The following is a 13,123-nucleotide window of genomic DNA, read 5'->3' on the forward strand; positions in this document are numbered from 1 at the left end:
CTGACGGCCAACGGCAAGCTCGACCGCCGCGCCCTGCCGGCCCCGGATGCGAGCCTGTTGCAGGCCGAGTACGTGGCGCCGCAAGGTGATCTGGAGCAGAGGATTGCCCAGGTCTGGCAGCAGGTGCTGGAGCTGTCGCGGATTGGTCGCGACGACAACTTCTTCGAGCTGGGTGGCCATTCGTTGCTGGCTACCCAGGTGGTGGCGCGGCTGCGTCAGGTACTGAGTGTCGATGTGGGTTTGCGTGACCTGTTCGGCACGCCGACCCTCGGTGCCTTCGCCGCCTTGCTGGCTCAGCGCGATGGCCGGTCGCGCGCGGCGCTGCCGAGCCTGCAGGCCTACGGCGAGCGTGCCACGGCGCCGCTGTCGCTGGCCCAGCGTCGGCTGTGGGTAGTCGAGCAGTTCGCAGCGCCCAGCGGCGCTTATGGCATGCCCCTGACGCTGCGCCTGGAAGGCGAACTGTCGGTGCCGCTGCTCGACGCCAGCCTGGCGCAGTTGATCAGGCGCCATGAAGTACTGCGTACCGCGTATGTGGCCGATGACGACGGTGATCCACTGGCGGTGGTCAGCACAGATGTGCCGCTGCCTCTGCCGCTGCTGGATCTGTCGATGCTGCCAGCAGGGGAGCAGGAGGCGAGGGTGGCCGAGGCGATCGAGCACAATGCCCGCCAGCCCATCAGCCTGGTGCAGGCACCGCTGTTGCGTGGCCAGGTGATACGCCTGGGTCAGGAGCGCCACGTGCTGCTGTTCTGCATGCACCACATCATCTCCGATGGCTGGTCGCTGGCGCTGCTGAGCAACGAAGTGGTCGAGGTCTACGCCCGCCTCAAGGCCGGGATCCAGACGCCGTTGCCGCCCTTGCCCTTGCAGTATTCCGATTATGCCCAGTGGCAGCAGGCCCTGGAGCAGGCGGGAGTGATGCGCGAACAGGCTGCCTTCTGGCAGCGCACCCTGGCCGGTCACGACGGGCTGCTGGTGTTGCCGGCCGACCACCCGCGCAAGCCCCAGGCCAGCCATGCCGGTCGCGACCTGCACTTCAGCCTGCCGACGGCCCTGTACGAGCAGCTCAAGGGCCTGTCACGTACCGCCGGGGTCACCCTTTACAGCACCTTGCTGGCGGCATTCCAGGTGATGTTGCACCGGCTCAGTGGCAGCCACGACGTGCTGGTCGGGGCGGACGTGGCGGGGCGTTCGCAGCCTGAACTGGAAGGCCTGATCGGCTTCTTCATCAACGTGCTGCCGCTGCGTTCACGCTGGCAGGAGCAGCTGTCGGTGCGCGAGTACCTGGCCCAGGTCCAGGACACCGCACTGAGTGCGTTCGAACACCAGGAGTTGCCATTCGACCAGATCGTCGAGGCTGCCGCGACGCCTCGGCACAAGGGCGCCAACCCGCTGGTGCAGGTGCTGTTCGTGATGAACAACCTGCCGGTGCGCCAGGCGGCGATGGACGCGGTGCGGGTCGAGGCACTGCCGATGGGCGGTGGCTACTCCAAGTTCGACATGGCCCTGTTCATCGACCAGGAGGCCGACCAGTTGCATGGCACCTGGCAGTATGCCAGCGACTTATTCCAACAAGAACGTATCGAGCTCTGCGTGAAAGGCTGGATGACCATTCTCGAGCAGATGGTGCGTGATCCAGATAAACGTCTAGGGGAAATCAACATGCCTACCCATACCGCGGCCCCTGTGGCTGCGCCTGCAACACCCGCTGCACCGAGCAAGGCCGACAAACTGGGCAAGTTTCTGAAGAAGGCCCAGGGGCCGGCAGCGCGCCCTGCGGTAGCCGCCATGCGCGAGAGCCTGATGGTGCCGGGCCAGGCGTTCCCGCTGCTGTGGGAACCGACCGACCCGGGGCTGGACCTGATCCAGTGGATCGAGCACAACCGCCCACTGGTGGAGCACAAGCTTGCCCAGCATGCCGGCATCCTGTTCCGTGGTTTCGCCCTGCGCGATATCCACGCCTTCGAAGCCTTTGCCGAAGCCGTGCAGCCTGGCCTGTATGGCCAGTACGGTGACCTGCCGAAGAAGGAAGGCGGCAAGAACACCTACCGTTCGACGCCGTATCCGGAGAAGAAGATGATTCTTTTCCACAACGAAAGCGCGCATCAGGATCGCTGGCCGCGCAAGCAGCTGTTCTTCTGTGAGCAGCCTTCACCCGTGGGGGGCGCCACCCCGGTGGTGGACTGCCGTCTGATGTACCAGAAGCTGCCGACCGAGCTGCGTGAGCGCTTCGAGAGCAAGGGCCTGCTGTACGTGCGCACCTTTGCCGACAAGCTCGATGTGTCGTGGCAGCACTTCTTCAAGACCGAGGTGCGTGCCGAGGTCGAGGCGCGCTGCAGTGCGGCGGGCATCCAGTGGACCTGGCTGGACAACGACGAACTGCAGATCCGCACGCCGTGCCCGGCGATCATCAGCCACCCGGTCACGGGCGAGAAGAGCTTCTTCAACCAGGTGCAGTTGCACCACATCTACTGCCTGGACCCGGATGTGCGCGAAGACCTGCTGGCACTGTTCGGCGAGCAGCGCATGCCCCGCCACGTTTACTACGGCGACGGTTCGCCGATCGAGGACGAGGTCATGCAGCAGATCGGCGACCTGTACGAAGAATGCGCGGTGCGTTTCGAGTGGCGCAAGGGTGATGTGATTCTGCTCGACAACATGCTTGCCGCCCATGCTCGCGACCCCTTCGAGGGGCCGCGCAAGATTGTCGTGGCGATGGGCGAGATGATCGAACGCAGTGCCCTGGAGGCGCTGCCTGACACACAACAGCGGACGATGGCAAAGGACGAGGCGGGCGCATGAGCACGGCACAGCTGGAAACACTGGACACAGGCCTGGCCCTGCTTCCCGAGCAGGAAACCTGGGTCGCGGCATTGAATGCCGGTGCACGGCGCGAGGCCATCGCGCATTGCCTGCGCGTCGATATCCACGGCGAGCCGGATGTGCCGCGCCTGCAGCAGGCACTGGACAGCCTGCTGGCGCGACACGCCGCCCTGGCCATGCGCCTGGGCAGCGTGGCCGGCTATCACGGCCAGCGCCAGTTCATGCCCGAGGCATCGGCGCAGGCGTTCGACCTGCAGGTGCAGCCAGATGTGGCGCCCGAGGCGTGGCTCGCCGAACCCTGGCCTGCGGCAGGCCCGCACGTGCAGGCCTTGCTGTCGCGTGTGACGCAGGGGCGGTGGGTGCTGGTGCTGGCGCTGGCCCGCTTTGTCGGTGATGCCGGCAGCCTCAAGGTAATGTTCGACGCGCTGGTACAGGCCTACCTGCACGCTGCTGCGGTCGACGACGAGGAACCGGGGCAGTTTGCGCAGTACCTGGAGTGGCGCAGCGAAGTGCTGTTCGACGAAGATGCCGACACCGCCAAGGCGTACTGGCAGGCGCACCTGCCGGCCAGCGAAGCGTGCGTTGCGCCCTGTTTGCCATACCGCCGTGCCACGGCCCAGCCCGCAGCCGCGCTCAAGCTTGAGGCTACGCTGGAGGCGCCGTTGCAGGCGCAGCTGGCTGGCCTGGCGCAACGCCTGGGGGTAACGCTGGACACCGTGCTGCAGGCAGCCTGGTGGACGCTGCTGGCACGCATCAGCGGGCGCCATCGGTTTGTCGGCGGCTGGCGCCACGACGGGCGCAAGGATTACGCGTTCTTCGAGAACAGCATCGGGGTGTTCGAGAAAACCCTGCCGCTGGTAGTGCATGTGGATCAGGAGCAACCCTTCGAAGCGTGGGTTACCGACCTGGCGGCGCAGCTCGAGCAGCATGCGACCTGGCAGGAATATGCCGCAGGCAACCTGCCGGTGGCGTATGAAAACCCACTTTACGGCTTTGCCGCGCGCGCTGCCTTGCTGGAGCAGGTTGTCGGCACTGCGCAGTGGCAGGCGACCCGCCTGGCCGAAGCACAGCCCCGGTTCGAGTTGCTGCTGAGCGTCAGCGACACGGCCTTGCGTCTTGACGCCGAAGCGGGGCGCTACAGCCAGGTCGGTCTTGAAGTGCTGCTCGGACAGTACCAGGCGCTGCTGCACAGCATCGCCGCGCACAGTCGACAGGCCCTGGGCCGGCTCAACCTCTCGGGGGCTGCGGACAACGCCGCGCTGCTTGCCCTCAACCCCGCAGTGCGTGCGCTGGAAGACCGGGTGCTGTTACCCGAACGCATCGCCCAGTGGGCCGCCATCACCCCGGACGCTCCGGCGCTGGTCAGTGCCGGCGTGACCCTGAGCTACGCCGAACTTGAACAGCGCGTGGCACGCCTGGCGTTCGACCTGGTGACACTCGGCGTGGGCCAGGGTGGGCGGGTGGGGCTGGCCTTGCCACGTTCGACGCAATGGGTGGTGGCCATGCTGGCCTGTTGGCGGGTGGGCGCCGCGTACTTGCCGCTGGACCCGCAATGGCCGGTTGCACGGCAGTTGCAGATGCTGGAACAGGCACAGCCAGGCCTGGTGCTGACCGAGCAGGCGCAACTGGCCCAACTGGCCGGGCAGGGTGTGGTCGTGCAGGACATCGCGCTGCTGGGCCACGTCGACGGCGATGTGGCCAGCCCTGCGCTCAGTGCGACCGATGTCGCCTATGTGCTGTTCACCTCCGGCTCCAGCGGCACGCCCAAAGGCGTGGTGGTGGAGCATCAGCAGTTGCTCAACTACGTCGCCGGGGTGTGCCAGCAACTGCAACTCGATGCATGCCGTCACTTCGCCCTGAGTTCCACGGTGGCTGCCGACCTTGGCAACACCGCGCTGCTGGGCGCGCTGTACCTGGGTGCAGCGCTGCATGTAGCCGACGACGACAGCATCCAGTCGCCCGAGGCGTTCGCGCACTTCATGCGTGAGCAGGCCATCGACTGCCTGAAGATCGTGCCCTCGCACCTGGCCGCGTTGCTCGAAGCCCAGGCGCCGCACCTGCCGGCGACCCTGGTGCTGGGCGGTGAAGCGATCGGCGTCTCGCTGTTGCAGCGCATTGCCGAGATTCGTCCGGACTGTCGCGTGTTCAACCACTATGGGCCTACCGAAACCACCGTGGGTGTGTTGGTGCATCGGGTGACAGCGGCGGATATGGACGCAGGGAGTGTGCCCTTGACCGAGGTGCTGCCCAACAATCAGGTGCTGGTGCTGGATGAGCACCTTCAGGCGGTGGCCATTGGCGAACTGGGCGAGCTGTACATCGGTGGACGACAACTGGCGCGTGGCTACCTGAATGCGCCCGAGCAGACGGCACAGGTGTTCATCGAGCATCCGCTGCAGCCGGGTGAGCGGCTGTACCGCAGCGGCGACCTGGCACGCTACCGTCCCGAGGGCGGTGTACAGCTGTATGGCCGGCGCGACCAGCAGGTCAAGGTGCGAGGGTTTCGTATCGAACTGGCGGAAATCGAAGTGCAGCTGGCCAGCCTGGCGCAGGTCAGCGAGGCGGTTGCGGTGCTGGTCGACGCCGAGCCGGTGGCCTTCTTGGTGCTGCGTGAGGGCGCAGGTCAGGAGGCGGCTTCCGCAGTGACGGCGCAACTGGCCCTGAGGCTGCCGGCGCCGATGCTGCCACGCCATGTACAGGTGCTGGCGCAGATGCCGCGCCTTGCCAATGGCAAGGTCGATCGACAAACATTGCAGCAGCGTCCGTTGGCCACTGCCGAGGTGGCCTGTGTGGCGCCGCGCGATGCCGTCGAGGAACTGCTGGCCAGCCGCATGGCGCAACTGCTGGGGCTGGAGCGCCTGAGCGTGGAGCAGGACTTCTTCGCTGCCGGTGGGCACTCGTTGCTGGTGATCAAGCTGGTGGCGGGCATTCGCAAGTTGCTGCAGTGCGATGTGCACCCCGGCGTGGTGTTCGACAACCCCAGCGTGGCAGCGTTGGCGCAGGCGTTGCGCTCGCAGGAGGCCGCCCCCGGGCAACTGGAAAAACTGGCGGCGGCACGGTTACGTCTGGACAGCATGACCCCCGAGCAGCGTGCACAGTTGCTGGCCAAGGCGCAGAACGCCAGCGCCTGAGGCGCGTCCGTGTTGCCGGAGCCCATCGACGTCGATGGGTTCCGTTCGCTGTGACGTTTCAGCTGCCGTGCAAGACGGTGCGCTATCTTTTTTCAGTATGTCTGTACTGAAAATGTGAACGATTCCTAAATTTTTCATTTTTAATTCGTCTTCCATTGGGTTCCACGAAGAATCCGATGGAAGTCCGGCCTGCGTGCCCCTTAGGCATTGGCGCGGAAGTGGCAGCAAGGAATGCCCATTGACTGATCAGTGGCCCTGAAGAGGCGACGATCTTCCGACGAATGATATCTGGGGTGATCCAACACTATGAAGGTTGAGCAAAAAAGGCGTGCACCACGTGTGCTGAAAAATTCACTGGCCACCTGGCGTACTTCGGCTTCCATCATCGTGTTGGGGTTGGCACTGGGTGCCAGCGGCGGTGTGTATGCACAGAGTGTGGCGGTCAATATCCCCGCCCAATCCCTGGAGAAGGCCCTGATCGATCTGGGCAACCAGACCGGTTTGCAGATTCTCTACGGGCCTGACCTGGTCACTGGCAAGAAGGCCCCGGCCGTGGTGGGCACCATGGAGCCGCAGCAGGCGCTGGAGCAACTGCTGCGCAATGCCGGGCTGAGGTATCGCATCGAAGACAACACGGTGTTGCTGACCAATGAAGCCGCTTCAAACTCTGCGCTGGAACTGGATACCACCACCATCCAGGGTCAGGGCATGGGGCAGATGACCGAGAATACCGGTTCCTATACGCCCAGCCTGACCAGTGTCGGCTCCAAGACCCCGACCAGCCTGCGCCAGACCCCGCAGTCGGTTTCGGTCATTACCCATCAGGTGATTCAGGACAAGGGCATGGTCGATCTGACCGATGCCATGAAGATGACGCCGGGTATCACTGTGCGCAACTCGAACGAGCGCATCAACGACTTCTACTCCCGCGGCTTTGCCATCGAGAACATCCAGATCGATGGTGCAGCCCCCATGGCGCTGGGCACTACAGCGGGCAGCTTCTATTCAAGCAAGGTCTACAACCTGGCCGAGTTCGATCACGTTGAAGTACTGCGTGGTGCTTCAGGCCTTTTTGGTGGTACGGGCGACCCCGGTGGCATCATCAACCTGGTGCGCAAGCGCCCATTGGACACCTATCAATTGAAGTTCGAGGCGTCTGCGGGTTCATGGGACAACTACCGTAGCCAGGTCGACATCACGGGGCCGATGGGCTTCGACGGCAAGCTGAGGGGGCGACTAGTAGCGGCCTATACCGACAGGCAGTACTTCATGGATGAGCGCAGTTCGCAGAGCCCTACGCTTTACGGCATTCTGGAGGCGGACGTGTTGCCCAGCACACGCCTGACCATCGGTGGACGTTCCGAGCGTATCAATGAGAACGGTGCCAGCGCCGGCCTGCCTCGCTACAGCGACGGCAAGGATCTTGGTTTGCCGCGCCATACCAACCTGAGCGAGAGCTGGGCGTTCCAGGACGGTCGGTCGGATGAGGTGTTTGCCAAGGTCGACCACGAGCTGTCGGATGACTGGAAGCTCAACGTCAGTTACACCCAGACTCAGGACTCCGGGTTGCAGAAGCGCGCGTTCAACGTGGGCAGTGTCAACCCGGTGACGGGCACCGGGGCAACGCGCTTCGGCAGTGTGGCGCGCTACCGCAGCGATCAGCAATTGGCGGACGTTAACCTGGCGGGTAAATTCAACCTGTTCGATCGCCAGCATGAGTTTTTGATGGGGGCAGATCATCAGCGAATCACCAGTCAATGGAGGGGCACCGGGCAACTGGCAGGCGCCTTCGAGCCAATCAACGTGTTCGATCCCGGTTCCACTCCGTGGCCAAACCCACCCACCACCAAGGATTGGCTGGCTGATTACAACCCCAATACCCAGATCCAGTACGGTCTCTACTCGACCCTGCGGCTGCAACTGGCCGAACCTCTGCACCTGATCGTTGGTGCTCGTGCGCAACGGTACAAGTTCTATCAGACGTATCAGGAAAGGGGCGTTGCACCGGCTTATCTTTCTACCCGAGAGCCCACCAAGGTGGTTCCATATGGTGGCGTGGTATATGACCTGAATGATGAGTGGTCGGCGTATGCCAGCTATTCGGAAATCTTCAAGCCACAGCAGAACAAACTTGAAGGCCCAACGCCTGCACCGGGTACCGAATCCAGCAATTCGATCGAACCCATGACCGGCAAGACCTACGAAACCGGTATCAAGGGGGAGCTGTGGGGCGGTGCCGTCAACACCTCTTTCGCTCTGTATTACACCAAGCGTGAGCACGAGGCTGTTCTGGACCCTGCTTATCCGGTAACGACCGTTCCGTTTGGTGGCAGCTGCTGTTATGTGACGCAGGGCGAAGTGGTCAGCAAGGGTGTGGACATGGAGGTCAGCGGTGAGCTGCTTCCCGACTGGAGCCTGATGGCGGGTTACACCTATAACCACAACCAGAATCGTAACGACGACACGGTGTTCAGCAGCCTGACCCCCAAACACCTGTTCAAGCTATGGTCCACATATCGTCTGCCAGGCGAATTCAATGACTTGAAAATCGGCGGCGGGGTGAACCTGCAGAGTGCCAACTATGTCAGTGGAACCGCAGCGGTGCTGGACAACACAGGTGCGGTCATTCGCAACGAAAGCTATGAATATCGCCAGGCAGGCTACGCCGTGTGGAACGCCATGGCCGAGTATCGTCTCGATGATCATTGGAGCCTCACCTACAACCTCAACAACGTGTTCGACAAGACCTATTATTCGACAGTAGGCTCTTCGGTTGCCGCCAACTGGTACGGTGAGCCGCGTAACCACATGCTGACGTTGCGTGGTACGTTCTGGTAATCCGCACTCTTTTCGAAAAGCCCGTTCTGATGCGGGCTTTTTTGTGGGCGGTGGCGGCTTAAACGGAGGTCGTCCGCTTCCTGCATGACGCCAATGTTTTTTGATATTGCGAACGATTCTCAAAATTCGTACCCTAGCGCTCCCGCCACCTGTGCTCCTGCACATGGATCGCTCTGGAGTGTGCATTGGATAATCTGGATCGGTTGTTTCGCCTCTATCACCGCGAACTGCAGCAGATTGCCTACCGCCGCCTGGGCGATCGGGAAATGGCGGCAGACCTCACTCAGGACGCCTTCGTGCGTTACGTCGGCCTTGACCGTCAACAGCGTACGCATTCGATTGTCAATCCGCGCTTTTTCCTGATCCGCGTGCTGCGCAACCTGATCATCGACCTGGGGCGCAGCCGCACGCGGCGTGGGCCGGTCGGCTCGCTGGACGAGGTCGAGCATGAACTGCTCGATCCATGTCCGGGACCCGCCGCGCTGTTCGAGTTGCGCCAGCAACTGATGCTGTTGCAGCAGGCCCTGGACGAATTGCCCGTCAACTGCCGCCAGGCCCTGCTGCTCAATCGCCTCGAAGGGCTGGGCCATGCGGCCATCGCCGAGCGGCTCGGGGTCTCGGTGAGCATGGTCAGCAAGTACATCATGAGCGCCTTGCTGCACTGTGCTCGACGCCTCGAAATGATGGATGACTGAATGAAGCGCGAGAGCAGCGGTTTTTGTTCAGGCAAGGCATCCACAGTGCTGACCGAGCAGGCCTTGCAGTGGTTGGTCGACCTGCATTCGGGCGACGCCGAGGCGCCTGCCTGGGACGCCTATCTGCAGTGGTGCGAAACATCACCGCAACACCAGCATGCCGCCCACGCGGCGGAGCGCCTTTGGGAGCGGCTGGGCAGTGCATTGGAGCGGCCGCCTGCATCGTCGCGCAGGGTGCCGTTGTTGGGTTTGACAATAGCCTTGAGCCTTGCGGGGGGGCTCTACTGGCAGGCTCAAACCCAAGGTTGGGTAGCCGACCAGATGACCGCTCTGGGCGAGCACCGCACGTTGAACCTGGCCGATGGCTCGCGCCTGGAGCTGGCGCCGCACACGCGTGTGGATATAGATCTGGAAGGCGATCGCCGGGTGTTGCGTTTGTACGCCGGGGAGCTCTTCGTGCAGGTCGCAGCCGATGCACAGCGTCCGTTCGAGGTACTGGCTGGCAACGGGCGCATGCGCGCGCTGGGTACCGGCTTCGATGTGCGACGCGAGGGCGAGCAGGTGCGGATGGTGGTGACCGAGCATTCGGTGCGGGTGACGCTCGAGGGGGATGCGCAGGCTGTTGACGTTGACGCCGGCCAGGCGGTGCAGTTCGGTCCGCACGGCCTGGAGGATGCGCAAGCGGTGGATATCGCATCGGCAACCGCGTGGCGTCGCGACCGCCTGGTGTTCAACCAGCAGCCGCTGGGTGAGGTGCTGGAGCAGATCGGCCACTACCACCGCGGCCTGATCTGGGTGCGCGACAACGACCTGCGCCGCTTGCCGGTCACCGGTGTCGTTGCAACCGATGACACTCACGCCCAGTTGCAATTGCTGCAGCGCACCTTGCCGCTACGCGTGCGGCAGTTCCCATGGTTGACCGTGATCGAGCGAGACGACGCACGGCAAAAGTAGGGCCTGTGCAGAAATAATTGATTGTTGCCACTGTCGGGTTTCAGAGGGCTGACGTCTTTCCTTTCGAGATTGATTTTTATTTCGCTGATTTCAGCAGGGGAGCGTTATGCCGTATCTGATCAGACAAACCGCCTTGAGCCTGGCGATCGTGACAGCGAGCTGCGTGGGTGTCAGCCTACCGGCCAGGGCGGTGGATCACCAACACGCCGTTGAGCAGATCTTCGATGTTGCGCCAGGCCCGCTTGACCAGGCACTGACGCGGTTTGCCGATCAGGCGGGGTTGCGCCTGATGGTTGCCAGTGAAGTAGTGACCCGCCAGCATTCGCAAGGGCTGCACGGGCGTTACGCGGTACAGCAGGGGCTTGATCGATTATTGTTGGGCAGTGGCTTGAGCGCCAGGCTCAGCGGCGATGTGATCCTGGTCGAAAGAACTCCTGCGCTGGGGGTGGCGCTGGAACTCGGTACCACCACCATCCAGGGCCAGGGTATGGGGCAGATGACCGAGAATACCGGTTCCTATACGCCCAGCCTGACCAGTGTCGGCTCCAAGACCCCGACCAGCCTGCGCCAGACCCCGCAGTCGGTTTCGGTCATTACCCATCAGGTGATTCAGGACAAGGGCATGGTCGATCTGACCGATGCCATGAAGATTGCACCAGGCATTACCGTGCAGAATTCCACCGACCGGCTGTCGACCTACTTTTCTCGAGGTTTTGCCATCGAGAACATCCAGATCGATGGAGCGGCGCCCATGGCCCTGGGTACCACGGCAGGCAGCTTCTACTCGAACAAGAACTACAACCTGGTAGAGTTCGATCACGTCGAAGTCCTGCGTGGGGCCTCGGGTCTTTTCGGCGGCACTGGCGATCCGGGCGGCATCATCAACCTTGTGCGCAAGCGCCCATTGGACACCTATCAATTGAAGGTCGAGGCATCGGCCGGTTCCTGGGACAACTACCGTACGCAACTGGATGTAACCGGCCCTATGGCCTTCGACGGAAAACTGCGCGGACGATTGGTCACCGCCTACACGGACCGGCAGTATTTTCTCGACGAACGAAGCACCGAGCTGCCCACGATCTACGGTGTGCTCGAGGCCGACGTGCTGCCCGGCACTCGCCTTACCGTGGGCGGGCGTTACGAGCGTATTCATGAAAACGGTTCGGGAACCGGGCTTCCGCGTTTCAGCACCGGCGGTGATCTGGGCCTGCCACGCCATACCAACCTGAGCCAGAGCTGGGCTTATCAGGATGGCCGCTCGCAGGAACTGTTCGCCAAGATCGACCATGAATTGTCTGACCGCTGGAAAGTGAACCTGAGCTATACCCAGACGCAAGATGTGGGTATGAAAAAAGGCTCCTTTTCCGTGGGCGCGCTCAACCCGGTCACCGGGCTCGGCCCGATGTGGCTCGGTTCGAACTCTCGCTATCGGAGCGACCAGCAACTGTGGGACGTGAACGTTGCCGGAAAATTCGACCTGCTGGGCCGTGAGCATGAATTCCTCATGGGCGCCGACCATCAGCGCATCACCAGCCGCTGGCAGGGTACGCCACAATTGGCCGGTGCCTTTGGCGCCATCGATGTCTACGACCCGAAGTCGACCCCCTGGATCGAACCACCTATCCGCAAGGACTGGGTCAGCGACTATGACCCCAACTCGCAAGTGCAGTACGGGCTCTACTCCACGTTGCGGATGCACGTTGCCGATCCGCTGCACCTGATCGTCGGCGCCCGGGTGCAACGCTACAAGTTCGACCAGGTCTACCGCGAGTTCGATGGCAGCACCGGGGCGTGGTCAGTGGCCTCGGACGTGTCGGTCCGTGAACCGACGAAGGTCGTGCCCTATGGCGGTGTTGTGTATGACCTGAATGAGGAGTGGTCGGCATACGCCAGCTACTCGGAAATCTTCAAGCCGCAGCAAAGCAACCTTCAAGGACCGCTGCCGGGAAGCCCGGTCGAGGCCATGACCGGTGAAACCTATGAAACCGGTATCAAGGGCGAGTTGTTCGGCGGTGCGTTGAACACCTCGATCGCGCTGTACTACACCAAGCGCGAAAACCAGGCCGTCGAAGACCCTGCCTACCCGTTGACCTCGGTGCTGTTCGGAGGCAACTGCTGCTACCTGACCCAGGGCAAGGTGGTCAGCAAGGGCATCGACCTTGAGGTCAGTGGTGAGGTGTTGCCGGACTGGAGCGTCATTGCCGGCTATACCTACAACAACAACCGTAACCGCAACAACGGTGATGTGTTCAGCGGGGTCACGCCCAAACACCTGTTCAAACTGTGGTCGACCTACCGTCTGCCGGGCGACTTCAATGACCTGAAGATAGGCGGTGGGGTCAATCTCCAGAGCGCGAACTATGTCAACGGTTCGGCATCGGTACTGGACCCTGCCACCGGCGCAGTGGTGGGCAACGAGCGCTACGAATACCGCCAGGCCGGCTATGCGGTGTGGAATGCCATGGCGGAGTACCGGCTTGATGATCACTGGTCGGTGCTTTACAACCTCAACAACGCGTTTGACAAGAAGTACTACTCCACTGTCGGCTCCTCGGCACTGGGCAACTGGTACGGCGATCCGCGCAATCACATGCTGACGTTGCGGGGTACGTTCTGGTAATCGCCAACGCCACAAAAAAGCCCGCAACGCTGCGGGCTTTTTCATGGGCGCCACCTGCCTCG

At 62.7% G+C, this 13,123-nt stretch carries 6 protein-coding genes; all 6 read left to right on the forward strand.

Going from position 1 to position 13,123, the window contains the following annotated elements; translation table 11 throughout:
- The coding region (locus CR917_RS20840) for a condensation domain-containing protein (RefSeq protein ID WP_173925064.1) at positions 1-2,802 on the forward strand (2,802 nt) is incomplete at its 5' end.
- Entirely contained in the window at positions 2,799-5,954 is a 3,156-nt protein-coding gene (locus CR917_RS20845) for a non-ribosomal peptide synthetase (RefSeq protein WP_104572895.1), read from the forward strand. The genes CR917_RS20840 and CR917_RS20845, both read left to right, overlap by 4 nt.
- A 306-nt stretch (positions 5,955-6,260) precedes the next feature.
- Positions 6,261-8,792, forward strand: a complete 2,532-nt coding sequence (locus CR917_RS20850) for a TonB-dependent receptor (protein WP_104572896.1) — start codon at positions 6,261-6,263, stop codon at positions 8,790-8,792.
- Positions 8,793-8,977: 185 nt separating this feature from the next.
- Positions 8,978-9,487 (forward strand): RNA polymerase sigma factor, encoded by a 510-nt coding sequence (locus CR917_RS20855; RefSeq protein ID WP_104572897.1) that lies wholly within the window; start codon positions 8,978-8,980, stop codon positions 9,485-9,487.
- Positions 9,488-10,441, forward strand: a complete 954-nt coding sequence (locus CR917_RS20860) for a FecR family protein (RefSeq protein WP_104572898.1) — start codon at positions 9,488-9,490, stop codon at positions 10,439-10,441.
- A gap of 106 nt (positions 10,442-10,547) precedes the next feature.
- Positions 10,548-13,061, forward strand: a complete 2,514-nt coding sequence (locus tag CR917_RS20865; protein WP_104572899.1) for a TonB-dependent siderophore receptor — start codon at positions 10,548-10,550, stop codon at positions 13,059-13,061.
- The last annotated feature ends 62 nt before the right edge of the window (positions 13,062-13,123 follow it).

The sequence above is a fragment of the Pseudomonas sp. BRM28 genome, assembly GCF_002939405.1.
GTDB lineage: Bacteria > Pseudomonadota > Gammaproteobacteria > Pseudomonadales > Pseudomonadaceae > Aquipseudomonas > Aquipseudomonas palmensis.